A 15,743-nucleotide genomic window follows, 5' to 3' on the forward strand; every position below is an offset into this window, starting at 1 on the left:
ATGAATAACAAACGTATTCCTAAAGCCACGTCGCCCCTGGCCTCGTGGCTTTCTTATCTGGAAAACCTCCACGCGAAAACGATCGATCTGGGCCTTGAGCGCGTAAGCCAGGTGGCTGCGCGATTGGGCGTACTGAAGCCTGCGCCGTTTGTCTTCACCGTGGCTGGCACTAATGGCAAGGGCACGACCTGCCGGACGCTGGAGTCGGTATTGACGGCGGCGGGATATAACGTCGGGGTATACAGTTCGCCACATCTGGTGCGTTACACCGAACGTGTGCGTGTACGTGGCAATGAACTGCCCGAATCGGCTCACACCGAATCCTTTGCCGAGATCGAAGCGGCGCGTGGGGACATCTCGCTGACCTATTTCGAATACGGCACTTTGTCTGCATTGTGGCTGTTTAAGCAGGCACAACTGGATGTGGTGATCCTGGAAGTTGGGTTGGGTGGACGACTCGACGCGACAAATATCGTCGATGCCGATGTTGGCGTAGTCACCAGCATCGCGCTGGATCATACCGACTGGCTGGGGCCGGATCGTGAAAGCATTGGCCGTGAAAAGGCCGGTATTTTCCGTGCGGGAAAACCGGCGATTGTCGGCGAACCCGAAATGCCTTATACCATCGCCGATGTCGCACTGGAGAAAGGCGCGCGGTTACAGCGTCGTGGCGAGGACTGGCAGTTTACGGTAACGGAGACGGGCTGGTCCTTTAGCGATCGCCACGGTAGCCTGGTGGATTTACCGCTGCCACAGGTGCCTCAACCTAATGCGGCGACTGCGCTGGCGGCACTGCGCGCCAGCGGCCTGAACGTCAGTGAGCAGGCGATTCGCGACGGGATTGCCCGGGCGATTCTACCAGGACGTTTCCAGATTGTGAGCGAGTCGCCGCGCGTCATTCTTGATGTCGCGCATAATCCTCATGCGGCGGAATATCTCACCGGACGGCTGAAAATGTTGCCAAAAAAGGGGCGCGTTCTTGCCGTTATCGGTATGCTACATGATAAGGATATTGCGGGAACGTTGGCCTGGTTGAAAAGCGTGGTCGACGACTGGTATTGTGCTCCGCTGGAAGGCCCCCGGGGCGCAACGGCAGAACAACTGCTGGAACATCTCGGTAAAGGCAGTGTCTATGACAGTGTCGCGCTGGCATGGCATGCGGCGCTGGCAGACGCGAGACCAGAAGATACCGTACTGGTGTGCGGTTCATTTCACACGGTTGCACATGTCATGGAAGTGATGGACGCGGGGAGAATCGGTGGCGAGTAAGTTTCAGAATCGTTTAGTCGGCACGATCGTGCTGGTCGCGCTGGGCGTCATTGTGTTGCCCGGGCTGCTCGACGGGCAGAAAAAACATTATCAGGATGAATTCGCGGCGATCCCGCTGGTCCCGAAACCGGGCGATCGCGATGAGCCGGATATGATGCCAGCGGCAACGCAGGCATTGCCGACTCAGCCGCCAGAAGGGGCGGCGGAAGAGGTACGGGCAGGCGATGCGGCGGCACCGTCGTTGGATCCGTCACGCTATGCATCAGCGAATAATCCTGAGCTTGATTCGACGCCAGCGCCGGTAGAGCAGCCTAAACCAAAACCGGTTGAAAAGCCGAAGCCGCAACCGAAGCCGCCTGTAGAGGCAACGCCTGCTCCTGTTCCCGCTCCTGCGCCAAAACCGGCGGCAGAAGAGAAACCGGCGCCAACGGGTAAAGCCTACGTTGTGCAGTTAGGGGCGCTGAAAAATGCCGATAAGGTCAATGAGATCGTGGGGAAACTTCGTGCCGCAGGTTTCCGGGTATATACTTCTCCGTCAACGCCAGTACAGGGTAAAATAACCCGTATTCTCGTGGGGCCGGATGCATCACGCGACAAGCTGAAAGGCTCGCTCGGCGAGCTGCAGCAAATCTCCGGATTAAGCGGAGTGGTGATGGGGTACAGCCCGAACTAAGTGAGGGTTGCCTGATGACAGCGCTCGGCGTCTTATCAGGCTTCCCACCTTGTTGTATGTCGGCCGGATAAGGCGTTTACACCGCCATCCGGCAGTGCCCGAAGAGGCATAAAACGGTATGGCGTTGAAGTTTTTTTCAGCGCCATTTTTATTTACGCGCGGGAAGGAAATCCCTACGCAAACGTTTTCTTTTTCTGTTAGAATGCGCCCCGAACAGGACGACAGGGCGTAAAATCGTGGGACACATATGGTCTGGATTGATTACGCCATTATCGCGGTGATTGGTTTTTCCTGTCTGGTTAGCCTGATCCGTGGCTTTGTTCGTGAAGCGTTATCGTTGGTGACATGGGGTTGTGCTTTCTTTGTCGCCAGCCATTACTACACTTACCTGTCTGTCTGGTTTTCGGGCTTTGAAGACGAACTGGTTCGAAACGGGATTGCCATCGCGGTGCTGTTTATCGCGACGCTGATCGTCGGCGCCATTGTGAACTACGTGGTAGGGCAACTGGTTGAGAAAACCGGTCTGTCAGGTACCGACCGGGTTCTGGGGGTCTGTTTCGGGGCTCTGCGCGGCGTGTTGATTGTGGCTGCTATTCTGTTCTTTCTCGACACCTTTACCGGCCTGTCGAAAGGTGAGGACTGGAGTAAGTCACGGCTGATCCCGGAGTTCAGTTTCATCATCAGATGGTTCTTTGACTATCTGCAAAGCTCGTCAAGTTTCTTGCCCAGAGCATAAGCGTTGGGTTGTAGCTTAACGAGGAAAAAGACGTATGTGCGGTATTGTCGGTATCGCCGGTGTTATGCCGGTTAACCAGTCGATTTATGACGCCTTAACAGTGCTTCAGCATCGTGGTCAGGATGCCGCTGGCATTATCACCATCGATGCAAATAACTGCTTCCGTTTGCGTAAGGCAAACGGTCTGGTGAGTGATGTTTTTGAAGCTCGCCACATGCAGCGTATGCAGGGCAACATGGGCATCGGTCATGTGCGTTATCCAACGGCTGGCAGCTCCAGCGCCTCTGAAGCTCAACCTTTCTACGTCAACTCCCCGTATGGCATCACGCTTGCCCACAATGGCAACCTGACCAATGCCCACGAACTGCGTAAAAAGCTGTTTGAGGAGAAGCGCCGTCACATCAATACCACCTCAGATTCTGAGATCCTGCTCAATATCTTCGCCAGTGAACTGGATAACTTCCGTCACTACCCGCTGGAAGCAGACAACATTTTTGCCGCGATTGCCGCGACCAACCGCCAGATCCGCGGCGCGTATGCCTGTGTGGCGATGATTATTGGTCACGGTATGGTTGCCTTCCGTGACCCGAACGGTATCCGTCCGCTGGTGTTGGGTAAACGTGATGTCGGCGACGGTCGCACCGAATATATGGTGGCGTCTGAAAGCGTCGCGCTGGATACCCTGGGCTTTGAATTCCTGCGTGACGTTGCGTCGGGCGAAGCGGTTTATATCACGGAGAAAGGGCAGCTATTCACCCGTCAGTGTGCCGAAAACCCGGTCAGCAATCCGTGCCTGTTCGAGTATGTTTACTTCGCGCGTCCGGATTCCTTCATCGACAAGATTTCCGTCTACAGCGCCCGTGTGAACATGGGTACCAAGCTTGGCGAAAAAATTGCTCGTGAGTGGGAGGATCTGGATATCGACGTGGTCATCCCGATTCCAGAAACCTCCTGCGATATCGCTCTGGAAATTGCGCGTATTCTCGGCAAGCCGTACCGTCAGGGGTTTGTGAAAAACCGCTACGTTGGTCGTACCTTTATCATGCCGGGACAGCAGCTGCGCCGTAAGTCCGTACGCCGCAAACTGAACGCCAACCGCGCGGAGTTCCGTGATAAAAATGTCCTGCTGGTGGATGACTCCATTGTGCGCGGCACCACCTCAGAGCAGATTATTGAAATGGCACGTGAAGCCGGGGCGAAAAAGGTCTATCTGGCCTCTGCGGCACCGGAGATTCGCTTCCCGAACGTGTACGGCATCGATATGCCTACTGCAAACGAACTGATTGCGCATGGTCGTGAAGTGGATGAGATTCGCCAGATCATCGGCGCAGACGGTCTTATCTTCCAGGACCTGGACGATCTGATCGACGCGGTCCGTACCGAGAACCCGGATATCCAGCAGTTTGAATGTTCCGTGTTTAACGGCGTATACGTTACGAAGGATGTGGATCAGCAGTATCTCGATTTTCTCGATTCCCTGCGTAATGACGATGCCAAAGCAGTTCAGTTGCAGAACGAAGTTGAAAACCTCGAGATGCACAACGAAGGGTAATCCCTGACCTGCCAGGGGGCGAATCCCGCCCCCTGACTTGCAACTCCCCATAAAATCCTGCAAAGTCAGCCCAGAAGTCAGACAGGGCGATAAATCATGAAGCGACTCATTATTGGTATTTCGGGTGCCAGTGGCGCCATTTACGGCGTGCGGCTGCTCCAGGTGTTGCGCGATGTACCGGATGTTGAAACGCATCTGATCATGAGCCAGGCCGCCCGCCAGACGCTTTCTCTCGAGACTGACTTATCGCTGCGTGATGTTCAGGCGCTCGCGAGCGTGACGCACGATGCGCGCGATATTGCCGCCAGCATCTCCTCCGGCTCTTTTCAGACCGCCGGAATGGTTATTCTGCCGTGCTCAATTAAAACGCTTTCTGGTATTGTCCATAGCTATACCGATGGCCTGTTGACCCGCGCGGCAGACGTGGTGTTAAAAGAGCGCCGCCCACTGGTGCTGTGCGTTCGGGAAACGCCGCTTCATCTGGGGCATTTGCGCTTAATGACCCAGGCGGCGGAAATTGGTGCGATCATTATGCCACCGGTTCCGGCGTTTTATCATTGTCCTCAGACGCTGGATGATGTGATAAATCAGACAGTTAATCGCGTCCTCGATCAGTTTGATATCGCCCTTCCGCAGGACCTTTTTACCCGTTGGCAGGGAGCATAATATTGCCCCGTCGGCGGGCCTTTTTGCATCAATTGCCCTGAAACAGGGCAATTTTGTAACCGCGATCATATCCTCAACATTTAATTCGCTAAATCCATCTGAAACGCTGCGGTTCATCCGTCAGACCTGCTATCTTCAACATCAGGACAATATTGCAACGTTTTATTAACATATTTAACGTCGAATATCCCGAGCGGCGCGAAAATGGCATAAGACCTGCATGAAAAAGCCTGCAAACGCACAACACAACGTAAAACATAATAAAGTCATTCCACTTGAGGGTTATGTATGAAGAAGTCAATTCTCGCTCTGTCATTGCTGATTGGTCTTTCTGCTACTGCATCCAGCTATGCAGCGCTGCCGCAAACGGTGCGCATTGGCACGGATACCACCTACGCTCCGTTCTCTTCAAAAGATGCCAAAGGCGACTTCATCGGCTTTGATATCGATTTGGGCAATGAGATGTGTAAGCGTATGCAGGTCAAATGTACCTGGGTCGCCAGTGATTTCGATGCACTGATCCCGTCGCTCAAAGCGAAGAAAATTGATGCCATTATCTCTTCGCTCTCCATAACCGATAAGCGCCAGCAGGAAATTGCCTTCTCCGACAAACTGTACGCAGCGGATTCGCGTCTGATCGCGGCGAAAGGCTCCCCGATTCAGCCAACGCTTGACGCGCTTAAAGGTAAGCACGTTGGCGTGTTACAAGGCTCCACTCAGGAAGCCTATGCCAATGACACCTGGCGTAGCAAAGGCGTGGATGTGGTGGCCTACGCAAACCAGGATTTGATTTACTCTGACCTGACGGCGGGCCGTCTTGATGCGGCATTGCAGGACGAAGTTGCTGCCAGTGAAGGTTTCCTCAAACAGCCTGCGGGCAAAGACTTTGCTTTTGCCGGCCCTTCCGTGAAGGATAAAAAGTACTTCGGCGACGGTACAGGCGTCGGTTTACGTAAAGACGATACGGAACTGAAAGCTGCCTTTGATAAGGCGCTGGCCGATCTGCGTCAGGATGGCACTTACGACAAGATGGCGAAAAAGTATTTTGACTTTAACGTCTACGGCGACTGATACCTGAATACGGGGGACCCGACTGCACCGTTTGGGTTAGCCATAGCGGTGCGTGACGGGTTTAATGCACCATTATGGTGCAATTATTGCGGGTGAACAGAGCGGAAGTGCATATTTAAGCGCTTTTCATGCAAAATAAACCGGGGGCAGGGCAGAATGTTTTGCCTTGTCGACCCGATTAATGGCACGATAACTGCACCTGGTCCTGTAAACATCCCCTATAAAAGACAGTCTGTTGAGGATAGTTATGAAAAAACTGGTGTTATCTCTTTCTCTGGTCCTGGCTTTCTCCAGTGCTACCGCAGCCTTTGCCGCCATTCCGCAAAAAGTTCGTATTGGTACCGATCCAACCTACGCCCCGTTTGAGTCGAAGAATGCGCAGGGTGAATTAGTGGGTTTTGATATCGATCTGGCGAAAGAGCTGTGCAAACGTATTAATACGCAATGTACCTTCGTTGAGAACCCGCTGGATGCGCTGATACCGTCGTTAAAAGCGAAGAAAATCGACGCGATCATGTCCTCGCTTTCGATCACTGAAAAGCGTCAGCAGGAGATCGCCTTCACTGACAAACTTTATGCAGCTGACTCGCGTCTGGTCGTGGCCAAGTCATCAGACATTCAGCCGGCCGTTGAGTCGCTGAAAGGCAAACGCGTCGGTGTGCTGCAGGGCACCACTCAGGAGACGTTTGGTAACGAACACTGGGCGCCAAAAGGCATTGAGATTGTGTCGTATCAGGGGCAGGACAATATTTACTCTGACCTGACGGCCGGGCGTATTGATGCTGCATTCCAGGACGAAGTTGCCGCAAGCGAAGGCTTCCTGAAACAACCCGTTGGCAAAGATTACAAATTCGGCGGCCCGTCTGTGAAAGACGAGAAACTGTTTGGTGTAGGGACCGGCATGGGTCTGCGCAAAGAAGATAACGAACTGCGTGAAGCCCTGAACAAAGCGTTTGCAGAAATGCGCGCTGACGGAACTTACGAGAAGCTGGCGAAGAAATACTTTGATTTTGATGTTTATGGCGGCTAATCCCCGCAGGTGCAGATAAAGCCCAGGACGTGATGATGAACCGGTTTTATGCCTGATGGCACTGCGCTTATCCGACCTACAGGTGATTGATGTAGGCCGGGAAAGGCTACGCCGCCATTCGGCATAACAGGTACACCATCACGTCAAAAGAGGCTTCTAACTCGCCACTCACGACAGGACAGGCAGCATGTTGTACGGGTTTTCAGGTGTTATTTTACAGGGCGCAATTGTCACGCTGGAACTGGCTCTCAGTTCCGTGGTGCTGGCCGTTCTGATCGGCCTCGTCGGTGCGGGAGCTAAACTCTCGCAAAATCGGGTGACGGGGCTTATTTTCGAAGCTTATACCACCCTCATTCGCGGGGTGCCGGATCTGGTGCTGATGCTGCTGATTTTTTATGGCCTGCAGATAGCACTCAACACGTTAACCGATGCGATAGGCATCAGTCAGATTGATATCGACCCGATGGTCGCTGGTATTATTACGCTTGGCTTTATCTATGGCGCGTATTTTACAGAAACCTTTCGTGGCGCTTTTATGGCGGTACCAATAGGACATATTGAAGCTGCTACCGCTTTCGGTTTTACCTCTTCACAAATTTTCCGCCGTATTATGTTTCCGGCAATGATGCGCTACGCGCTGCCGGGGATTGGGAATAACTGGCAGGTGATCCTCAAAGCGACGGCGCTGGTTTCGCTGCTCGGTCTGGAAGATGTGGTCAAAGCCACGCAACTGGCCGGAAAGAGCACCTGGGAGCCATTCTATTTCGCCATCGTCTGCGGGCTTATCTATCTGGTGTTTACTACGGTTTCCAATGGTGTGCTGCTGTTCCTTGAGCGCCGTTACTCCGTCGGTGTGAAGAGGGCTGACCTGTGATTGAGATAATTCAGGAGTACTGGAAATCCCTGTTGTGGACGGATGGCTACCGGTTTACGGGGGTGGCGATTACGCTGTGGCTGCTGATTTCCTCCGTGGTGATGGGCGGCATTCTGGCCGTTTTTCTGGCCATTGGTCGTGTTTCCAGCAACAAATTCATCCAGTTTCCCATCTGGCTGTTTACCTATATTTTTCGCGGGACGCCATTGTACGTTCAGCTACTGGTGTTCTATTCAGGGATGTACACGCTGGAGATAGTCAAAGGCACCGATTTTCTGAACGCTTTCTTCCGCAGCGGTCTGAACTGTACCGTTCTGGCGCTGACGCTGAACACGTGCGCCTATACCACAGAGATTTTCGCCGGGGCCATTCGCTCTGTTCCGCACGGTGAAATTGAAGCCGCGCGCGCGTATGGCTTCTCCTCATTCAAAATGTATCGTTGCATTATTTTGCCTTCGGCGTTGCGTATCGCGTTACCCGCGTACAGCAACGAGGTCATTTTAATGCTGCACTCCACGGCGCTGGCGTTCACGGCAACGGTTCCGGATCTGCTGAAAATCGCCCGTGATATTAACTCGGCGACCTACCAGCCCTTTACCGCTTTCGGTATTGCCGCCGTGCTGTACTTAATCATATCGTATGTCCTGATAAGCCTGTTCCGCCGTGCGGAAAGGCGCTGGTTGCAGCATGTTTCCTCTAAATAATTCGGGTAACACGATGTCTGAGAATAAATTAAACGTTATCGATTTGCACAAACGCTACGGCGAACACGAAGTGCTGAAAGGGGTTTCACTGCAGGCCAACGCCGGAGATGTGATCAGTATTATTGGCTCATCCGGCTCCGGGAAAAGTACTTTTTTGCGCTGCATAAACTTCCTCGAAAAACCGAGCGAAGGGTCGATTGTGGTCAACGGCCAGAACATCAACCTGGTGCGTGACAAAGACGGTCAGCTTAAGGTAGCGGATAAAAATCAGCTTCGTTTACTGCGTACCCGCCTGACGATGGTGTTTCAGCACTTTAACCTGTGGAGCCACATGACGGTGCTGGAAAACGTCATGGAAGCGCCAATTCAGGTGTTGGGTCTGAGCAAACAGGAAGCCCGTGAACGGGCGACCAAATACCTGGCGAAAGTCGGCATTGATGAGCGTGCACAGGGGAAATACCCGGTGCATCTTTCCGGTGGTCAGCAGCAGCGAGTGTCGATTGCGCGCGCCCTGGCGATGGAGCCGGAAGTGTTGCTCTTTGATGAACCAACCTCGGCGCTGGATCCTGAACTGGTCGGCGAGGTGCTGCGTATCATGCAGCAACTGGCCGAAGAGGGGAAAACGATGGTGGTGGTGACGCACGAAATGGGCTTTGCCCGCCATGTCTCCAGCCACGTGATTTTCTTGCATCAGGGGAAAATCGAAGAAGAAGGCAATCCAGAGCAACTCTTCGGTAACCCCCAAAGTCCACGCCTGCAACAGTTCCTGAAAGGATCGCTGAAGTAACGGGTTCAGGCGTATCGTTAAGGTAAGCCGGGAAAGGCAACAGCCTCCCGGCTTTTTTTGCGAGTGACTTTCCGTAAGCCCTGAAAATATTGCAGACCAGCGCATTTAACCGGTCTTCCCGTTGACGAGCTTACCGCTACGCGCGCCTGAGACTTTCTTGCGTCGATGAACGGTTAACCTCACGCCATCTCCAGACGGTATCCCCAGTCGTCATAGTGGATACCGTTGATCTCAAACGCTTTCTCCAGCACCTGCGTACGCACAAATCCCAGTTTTTCCAGCAGGCGGACTGAACCCCGGTTCTCGGCAAGCACCCAGGCGTTGATGGCTTTCACGCCAGCTTCGCGGAAGGCATAGTCGCAGACGGCACGAACGGCCTCACTGGCGATACCGCGTCCCTGGACGGCGGGGATAACGCAATAACCGATGTCAGCTTCCTGCGGAAAATGATGACTGATTTGTAAGCCAATGTCGCCCAGCGGTGTGGCATCGTGATGCTGGCGGATCACGAAGGTGTGTTTTGAGGTAAGACGACGCGCAAACAGCAAACGCGTTTCGCGTTCCGGGCAGAGGTTGCCCATAAAACGCATGATGTCCGGATTTTCACGAAGCGCGAGGAAAAAGGGCCAGTCTGTGGGTTGAAACGGGGAAAGCGTCAGTCGTTCGGTTGTGAGTCGTGCCATAAAATCGCCATTCCGGGAGCCAGTGAGACTACCTTACCACCGGAACGGCGAGAGTGAACAGGGAAGACGTTAGCGAACGACATCCGACAGCGCTTCTTCAAGGTCATACCAACGGAAGGGAAATCCGGCGGCTTCCAGTCGTTTGGGCAGGGCGCGTTGCCCGCCCAGCACCAGTACCGATGATTCGCCCATCAGCAGGCGAATCACGGTGGCTGGTACGCGAAGAATGGCTGGCCGTTGCAGGGCATGTCCCAGCGCATGAGCAAACTGCTCATTGCGTACCGGATAGGGCGAGACCATGTTGAACGGCCCACGCAGGTCGTTATCCAGCAGCCAGAGAATCGCATTAACCATATCATCAATGTGGATCCAGGCCAGATACTGGCGGCCGTTGCCAATGGGGCCACCGAGGCCCAGACGAAACGGTGGAACCATTTTGCCTAGGATCCCGCCCTTTGGTGCCAGCACCACGCCGGTACGCAGCAGGCAAACACGCGTTTTGTCGCTTTGCGCTTCGCAGGCAATTTGCTCCCAGCGTGCGCAAAGTTTATGGGTGAATTCGTTATGCGGCGGTTCTTCCTCAGTGACGACCACTTCGCCCAGATCGCCATAATAACCTGTGGCAGAACCTGAAATCAGGACTGACGGCGGGGATTCACTGGCATTAATGAGGTCCGCCAGTTTCTGGGTGATGCGCCAGCGGCTCTGACACAAGCGATCTTTTTGCTCCGTCGTCCAGCGCTTGTCAGCAATGGGCTCACCGGCCAGGTTAATCACCGCGTCAAAACCGTCGAGATTTTGCTTATCTTCCAGCGTGTCCCACAGTGTCACCCGGTCATTGAGCTTTTCCCGGGCGGTATCGCGGTGGCGGGTCAGTACGGTCACCTGATGACCCAGTTCCTGCAGGCGCGGGACCAGGTGTCCTCCAATAAGGCCAGTCCCTCCAGTTACCAGTATCTTCATGCAGCCTCCCGTGATGGCGGTTAGCGCTGCCAGCTCAACGTCATGGAGACGGAATCGGCATAACGCAACGCGTGTAGTTTGTCGACTTCCACTTCAGCATAAGTGACCCAGTGGTGTTCGCGTGCGATATCGAGCACATCCTGGGTTAATTTTTCTAACAATGAGAAGCGATTGTTCTCAACGTGCAGGATGATATTTTTGGTGATCGTGCGGTAATTCAACGCATCATTGATATCTTCGCTGACGCGAGCCTTGTCCGCCGGATAGTGAATCGCAACGTTGATGACAATATCCTGTCGGTTATTGATCTCTTCCTCTTTGATGCCAATGAAAGTGCGTAAGCGAAGGTTTTTTATACGAATTATAGCGTCATGATGTGACATTGCAGGTCTCCTCCATGTATGAACTCTCGCATGATACACGAGAACCCGGTCGCGTTATCCTTTTGCTCACGCAGGATCCTGATGCGCCAGCATCATTGCGCGCTCTGTGGCGGGCCGACTGCGAATGCGCTCAAACCAATTCTTCACGGCAGGAAAGATGTCCAGGTCGACGCGCTGACGCTGCCAGGCGTTCACCCACGGCCAGCAGGCGATATCGGCAATGCTGTAATGCTCGCCGCCCAGCCACGGCGACATCTCCAGCCGTTTATTGAGAACGTTATACAGCCGTTGTGTTTCAACCTGATAGCGCTCAATAGCGTAGGGGATGGACTGTGGAGCAAAATGGTTGAAATGGTGGTTTTGACCAAGCATTGGGCCCAGCCCGCCCACCTGCCAGAACAGCCATTGCAGCGTGCTATGGCGCTCGCGTAATTCACCGCTAAGCAACAGGCCGCTCTTTTCTGCCAGATAGAGCAAAATGGCACCGGACTCAAACAGGCTCAGCGATGGGCCGCCATCGAGCGGGTTATGATCGACGATGGCGGGAATTTTATTGTTGGGTGAAATGGCGAGGAAATCGGGGCGAAACTGATTACCCTTACTGATATCCACTTTAATTAATCGGTAGTCCAGCGCGGCTTCCTCAAGGAAGAGGGTAATCTTGTGCCCATTGGGTGTCGGGGCGTAATAGAGGTCGATCATTTCTGCTCCACAACGTGTTTATCGGATAAGCCAACCACAAGTATAGAAAGCCTGTCGTGCTGTGTGAGTTTTCATCAGGTGACAGCGAGCGAAAGACCCTCTATGTTGGGAGAAAAGCCTAATAACGACGAGGATGCTATGAGTAAACCCACTATCACGCTTTGGTCAGACGCGAATTATTTTTCTCCTTATGTACTCTCTGCGTATGTCGCGTTACAGGAAAAGGGGCTGCCGTTTAGCCTGAAAACCATTGACCTGGGCAGCGGCGAACATCTACAACCGGGCTGGCAGGGGTATGCACTGACGCGTCGGGTACCGTTGCTGAACATCGATGGTTTTGAGTTGAGCGAGTCCTCCGCGATTGCTGAATACCTGGAAGACCGCTTTTCGCCGCCAACCTGGGAGCGAATCTATCCTCACGACCTGCAAAAACGCGCGCGTGCGCGACAGATACAGGCATGGCTGCGCAGTGATTTACTGCCCATTCGAGAAGAACGTCCGACGGATGTCGTTTTCGGTGGGATAAAAAAAGGACCGCTGAGCGAGGCGGGGAAAATCAGCGCAGACAAACTGTTCTCCATAGCGGGGAATCTGCTGGCACACGACATGCCAAATCTTTTCGGTGAATGGTGTCTGGCCGATACTGATTTAGCCCTGATGCTCAACCGTCTGGTTCTCAACGGCGACGACGTCCCGGAGCGACTGGCGGAATATGCAGCATTTCAGTGGCAACGCGCCTCTGTCCAGCGTTATATTGCGCTTTCCGCGAAGCGTTCAGGCTGATAAAACGTTTGTAATCCAGTATCATAATGCGGTTTTTGATGACACGGAGCATGTGATGAAACTGATGTTTGCATCCGACATTCATGGGTCCTTGCCTGCTACAGAACGCGTGCTGACCCTGTTTTCACAGAGCGGCGCGCAGTGGCTGGTGATACTGGGCGATATCCTTAACCACGGGCCGCGAAATGCGTTACCCGAAGGCTACGCACCCGCTCAGGTCGCTGAGCGGCTCAATGAACAGGCGTCGCAGATTGTCGCGGTGCGGGGAAATTGTGATAGTGAAGTGGATCAAATGCTGCTGCAGTTTCCAATAACCGCGCCCTGGCAGCAGGTGCTACTGGAAAATCAGCGACTGTTTCTGACTCACGGTCATCTCTTTGGGCCGGATAATCTGCCGGCACTGCGGGCCGGTGATGTCCTGGTATACGGGCATACGCATCTGCCGGTGGCAGAAAAAAGAGGCGATATTTATCACTTCAACCCGGGTTCAGTAAGCATTCCGAAAGGTGGCTACCAGGCAAGTTATGGTCTGCTGGACGATAATGTTTTGAGCGTTATCGCACTCAATGATCAAAGTATCATTGCGCAGGTGGCGATTAATTCGTAATTTACCCCCACATATGTAAATGCGCCGTAAGAGCGCCAGAAAAAGAAGGTTTCCTGATGGTGGAACAGCGTCGTTTGGCAAGTACGGAATGGGTGGATATTGTGAATGAAGACAACGAAGTCATTGCACAATCCAGCCGGGAACAGATGCGAGCGCAGGGCCTGCGTCATCGTGCGACCTATATTGTTGTACACGACGGAATGGGCAAAATACTGGTGCAACGTCGTACCGAGACAAAAGACTTTTTACCCGGAATGTTAGATGCCACTGCCGGTGGCGTTGTGCAGGCTGACGAACAGTTGCTGGATTCTGCCCGCCGTGAAGCGGAAGAAGAGTTAGGCATCGCCGGTGTGCCATTCGCCGAACATGGTCAGTTCTACTTTGAAGATAAGAACTGTCGCGTCTGGGGTGCGCTGTTCAGCTGTGTGTCGCACGGCCCGTTCGCCTTGCAGGAAGAAGAGGTCAGCGAAGTTTGCTGGCTGACGCCGGAAGAAATTACCGCCCGCTGTGATGAATTCACGCCCGACTCGCTGAAAGCGCTGGCGCTGTGGATGACCCGTAACGCTAAAAATGAAGCGGCAAGGTCAGAGTCGCAACAGGAGAAGCAGGAAGAGGCGGAGTAACGCCCTTTCTGAACTAACCGTAAAAAGGAGCCATAAGCGGCTCCTTTTGTCTTTTAGTGGTATCCCATGATTTGAGCGCCAATCACCACCACGCTGGACATAATGAACAGCAGCCCCAGCAGCGTCGCACCCACTTTCAACCAGTTACGGAAATCCACCCGACAGACGCCTAATGTCGCCATCAGTGATGCAGAGGTCGGATAGATGATGTGGCTAAAGCCATCGCCAAACTGGAACGCCAGTACGGTGACCTGACGGTTAACCCCCACCAGATCGCCGAGCGGTGCTAACAGCGGCATGGTCAGCGCCGCCTGGCCCGATCCCGACGTTACAAAGAAATTAAACACCGCCTGGAAGAGCAGCATAAACCACGCAGCAACGGCATTGTCCAGTCCGCTGATGCCGTTGGCGATGCTGTGTAACAGCGTATTGAGCACGCTGGCGTCACCCGCTTCGCCGTTGCCTACCAACAGTAAAATGCCTTTGGCAAAACCTACCAGCAGGGCGGGGGCAATCATCATGCGTGCGCCTTCGGTGAATGAGGACGCCATAATATTGACCGTCATGCCGTTAAGACGGAAGACAACGGCGATAATGCCAATGACCAGGCCCATGGTGAAAAACTGACTGGCTATCTCCGGAATAAACCATGCGTTGACGATAACGCCCCAGACCACCCAAACCATCACCCCGGTCAGCACCAGCAGCACCAGCCAGTCGCCGATTGTGAAGCGGCGCTCGACAACATCATCCTGCTGTTCGCGAAAGAAACGGTCAGATTCATGCACGCGTGACAGAAGCGGGTTCTTTTTCACCCGCGAGGCATAGACCAGGGTAAACGTCAGACCGATCAGTGTCGAAATAACCCATACCACGATACGCAGACCGGAACCGGAAAGGACCGGTACGCCGGCAATGCCCTGCGCGACCACCACGCAGAAAGGGTTCATCCACGAACTGGCAAAGCCAATTTGTGTCGCAATATAGGTCACTAACACCGTGGTGATACTGTCATACCCCAGTCGCACCATCAGCGGCGCGATGATGATCGCGAAGGCAACCGCCTCTTCTCCCATGCCGAACACCGCACCGCCCAGCGAGAAGAGAATAAACAGTACCGGGATAAACAGAACCTCGTTGCCTTTGGTATGACGGATGAGCGCAAGGATGCCGTTATCAATAGTTCCCGTGCGCATAACGATGCCAAACGCACCGCCAATCACCAGCATAAACATGATGATACCGACGGCGGTACCGAATTTAGAGCCGGAGGTCAGCCCTTCGAACGGGAAGTTCATCAGTCCCGGGCTTTCATCGCCGGTAGTGAAGAATTTAACCGGATGATACTGCGCTTCACCGGCCTCGTTGGTCAGAATACGGAAAGAGTGGGGGTCAACCACTTTACGGGTTTTTGTCTGACCATCTACCTGGTATTGCACCTCCTGGCTGTCGAACATCCCGACGGGGACAACCCAGGTCGCAAGGCTGGTTAAAATGGCGACAAAGAAAATAATGACCAGCGTATCGGGCATGGCCCATTTTCTGGCTGGCTGTGTTTCGGTTACTGCAGACATGAAAGACTATCCCTGTTGCAAAGCAAAGAGGCTAAGTATGCAAACAGGCGAATGGTTATTCAT

General features: G+C 53.6%; 18 protein-coding genes. 13 read left to right on the forward strand and 5 right to left on the reverse strand.

The features are described 5' to 3' along the window. The 10 genes from folC to hisP all read left to right on the forward strand — a co-directional run bounded on the left by folC (position 1) and on the right by hisP (position 9,362). Entirely contained in the window at positions 1-1,269 is a 1,269-nt protein-coding gene (gene folC / locus JTI98_RS11540; protein WP_044327710.1) for a bifunctional tetrahydrofolate synthase/dihydrofolate synthase, read from the forward strand. Continuing rightward, positions 1,259-1,942, forward strand: a complete 684-nt coding sequence (gene dedD, locus JTI98_RS11545) for a cell division protein DedD (protein WP_042999997.1) — start codon at positions 1,259-1,261, stop codon at positions 1,940-1,942. Before folC ends, dedD begins: the two co-directional genes overlap by 11 nt. A gap of 247 nt (positions 1,943-2,189) precedes the next feature. After that, a complete protein-coding gene (gene cvpA, locus JTI98_RS11550; RefSeq protein WP_042999998.1) occupies positions 2,190-2,678 on the forward strand; it encodes a colicin V production protein in 489 nt (162 codons plus the stop codon). A 34-nt stretch (positions 2,679-2,712) separates the two neighbouring features. Next, positions 2,713-4,230: an amidophosphoribosyltransferase gene (gene purF / locus JTI98_RS11555; protein WP_042999999.1), complete on the forward strand. Its 1,518-nt coding sequence runs from the start codon at positions 2,713-2,715 to the stop codon at positions 4,228-4,230. A 96-nt stretch (positions 4,231-4,326) separates the two neighbouring features. After that, the gene (locus JTI98_RS11560; RefSeq protein WP_216081275.1) at positions 4,327-4,896 is read left to right on the forward strand and encodes a UbiX family flavin prenyltransferase; all 570 of its coding nucleotides are present in this window, start codon (positions 4,327-4,329) and stop codon (positions 4,894-4,896) included. A 288-nt stretch (positions 4,897-5,184) separates the two neighbouring features. Further along, a complete protein-coding gene (argT, locus tag JTI98_RS11565) occupies positions 5,185-5,967 on the forward strand; it encodes a lysine/arginine/ornithine ABC transporter substrate-binding protein ArgT (RefSeq protein WP_043000001.1) in 783 nt (260 codons plus the stop codon). 247 nt (positions 5,968-6,214) lie between these two features. Next, on the forward strand, positions 6,215-6,997 hold the full coding sequence (gene hisJ / locus JTI98_RS11570) for a histidine ABC transporter substrate-binding protein HisJ (protein WP_216081276.1): 783 nt from the start codon (positions 6,215-6,217) through the stop codon (positions 6,995-6,997). A gap of 187 nt (positions 6,998-7,184) precedes the next feature. Continuing rightward, positions 7,185-7,871, forward strand: coding sequence for a histidine ABC transporter permease HisQ (locus JTI98_RS11575; protein ID WP_043000003.1), 687 nt, complete (start codon positions 7,185-7,187; stop codon positions 7,869-7,871). Then, on the forward strand, positions 7,868-8,575 hold the full coding sequence (gene hisM, locus JTI98_RS11580; protein WP_043000004.1) for a histidine ABC transporter permease HisM: 708 nt from the start codon (positions 7,868-7,870) through the stop codon (positions 8,573-8,575). The genes JTI98_RS11575 and hisM overlap by 4 nt, the downstream gene beginning before the upstream one ends. 13 nt (positions 8,576-8,588) lie before the next feature. Beyond that, entirely contained in the window at positions 8,589-9,362 is a 774-nt protein-coding gene (gene hisP, locus JTI98_RS11585) for a histidine ABC transporter ATP-binding protein HisP (RefSeq protein ID WP_043001873.1), read from the forward strand. Positions 9,363-9,541: 179 nt separating this feature from the next. Here hisP and JTI98_RS11590 read toward each other — a convergent pair whose 3' ends face one another. The 4 genes from JTI98_RS11590 to yfcG form a co-directional block, all read right to left on the reverse strand. After that, entirely contained in the window at positions 9,542-10,045 is a 504-nt protein-coding gene (locus JTI98_RS11590; RefSeq protein ID WP_043000005.1) for a GNAT family N-acetyltransferase, read from the reverse strand. Between the two features lie 69 nt (positions 10,046-10,114). Beyond that, entirely contained in the window at positions 10,115-11,008 is an 894-nt protein-coding gene (locus JTI98_RS11595; protein WP_216081277.1) for a TIGR01777 family oxidoreductase, read from the reverse strand. A gap of 20 nt (positions 11,009-11,028) precedes the next feature. Further along, positions 11,029-11,391, reverse strand: a complete 363-nt coding sequence (gene folX / locus JTI98_RS11600; RefSeq protein WP_043000007.1) for a dihydroneopterin triphosphate 2'-epimerase — start codon at positions 11,389-11,391, stop codon at positions 11,029-11,031. A 66-nt stretch (positions 11,392-11,457) separates the two neighbouring features. After that, complete coding sequence (gene yfcG, locus JTI98_RS11605; RefSeq protein ID WP_044326794.1) at positions 11,458-12,093, reverse strand: GSH-dependent disulfide bond oxidoreductase; 636 nt, start codon at positions 12,091-12,093, stop codon at positions 11,458-11,460. Positions 12,094-12,231: 138 nt separating this feature from the next. Between yfcG and yfcF the strand changes: the two genes are divergently transcribed. From yfcF to yfcD, 3 genes are read left to right on the forward strand one after another with little or no spacing between them, the layout of a single operon-like run. Further along, positions 12,232-12,876 (forward strand): glutathione transferase, encoded by a 645-nt coding sequence (gene yfcF, locus JTI98_RS11610; protein ID WP_216081278.1) that lies wholly within the window; start codon positions 12,232-12,234, stop codon positions 12,874-12,876. A 55-nt stretch (positions 12,877-12,931) separates the two neighbouring features. Further along, positions 12,932-13,483 carry a phosphodiesterase gene (gene yfcE / locus JTI98_RS11615; protein ID WP_044326792.1) on the forward strand — a complete coding sequence of 184 codons (552 nt, stop codon included), beginning with the start codon at positions 12,932-12,934 and terminating at the stop codon, positions 13,481-13,483. Between the two features lie 56 nt (positions 13,484-13,539). Then, positions 13,540-14,106, forward strand: coding sequence for an NUDIX hydrolase YfcD (gene yfcD, locus JTI98_RS11620; RefSeq protein WP_042317782.1), 567 nt, complete (start codon positions 13,540-13,542; stop codon positions 14,104-14,106). 53 nt (positions 14,107-14,159) lie between these two features. Here the strand turns inward: yfcD and yfcC are convergent, their stop codons facing one another. After that, positions 14,160-15,680 (reverse strand): putative basic amino acid antiporter YfcC, encoded by a 1,521-nt coding sequence (yfcC, locus tag JTI98_RS11625; protein WP_043000011.1) that lies wholly within the window; start codon positions 15,678-15,680, stop codon positions 14,160-14,162. Between the last annotated feature and the right edge of the window lie 63 nt (positions 15,681-15,743).

This window comes from Citrobacter sp. MGH 55, from assembly GCF_016906145.1.
GTDB lineage: Bacteria > Pseudomonadota > Gammaproteobacteria > Enterobacterales > Enterobacteriaceae > Citrobacter_A > Citrobacter_A amalonaticus.

Coding starts and splice junctions, on each gene's coding strand:
- folC (WP_044327710.1), top strand. CDS start 1: ATGAATAACAAACGTATTCCTAAAGCCACGTCGCCCCTGGCCTCGTGG.
- cvpA (WP_042999998.1), top strand. CDS start 2,190: ATGGTCTGGATTGATTACGCCATTATCGCGGTGATTGGTTTTTCCTGT.
- purF (WP_042999999.1), top strand. CDS start 2,713: ATGTGCGGTATTGTCGGTATCGCCGGTGTTATGCCGGTTAACCAGTCG.
- JTI98_RS11560 (WP_216081275.1), top strand. CDS start 4,327: ATGAAGCGACTCATTATTGGTATTTCGGGTGCCAGTGGCGCCATTTAC.
- argT (WP_043000001.1), top strand. CDS start 5,185: ATGAAGAAGTCAATTCTCGCTCTGTCATTGCTGATTGGTCTTTCTGCT.
- hisJ (WP_216081276.1), top strand. CDS start 6,215: ATGAAAAAACTGGTGTTATCTCTTTCTCTGGTCCTGGCTTTCTCCAGT.
- JTI98_RS11575 (WP_043000003.1), top strand. CDS start 7,185: ATGTTGTACGGGTTTTCAGGTGTTATTTTACAGGGCGCAATTGTCACG.
- hisP (WP_043001873.1), top strand. CDS start 8,589: ATGTCTGAGAATAAATTAAACGTTATCGATTTGCACAAACGCTACGGC.
- JTI98_RS11590 (WP_043000005.1), bottom strand. CDS start 10,045: ATGGCACGACTCACAACCGAACGACTGACGCTTTCCCCGTTTCAACCC.
- JTI98_RS11595 (WP_216081277.1), bottom strand. CDS start 11,008: ATGAAGATACTGGTAACTGGAGGGACTGGCCTTATTGGAGGACACCTG.
- folX (WP_043000007.1), bottom strand. CDS start 11,391: ATGTCACATCATGACGCTATAATTCGTATAAAAAACCTTCGCTTACGC.
- yfcG (WP_044326794.1), bottom strand. CDS start 12,093: ATGATCGACCTCTATTACGCCCCGACACCCAATGGGCACAAGATTACC.
- yfcF (WP_216081278.1), top strand. CDS start 12,232: ATGAGTAAACCCACTATCACGCTTTGGTCAGACGCGAATTATTTTTCT.
- yfcE (WP_044326792.1), top strand. CDS start 12,932: ATGAAACTGATGTTTGCATCCGACATTCATGGGTCCTTGCCTGCTACA.
- yfcD (WP_042317782.1), top strand. CDS start 13,540: ATGGTGGAACAGCGTCGTTTGGCAAGTACGGAATGGGTGGATATTGTG.
- yfcC (WP_043000011.1), bottom strand. CDS start 15,680: ATGTCTGCAGTAACCGAAACACAGCCAGCCAGAAAATGGGCCATGCCC.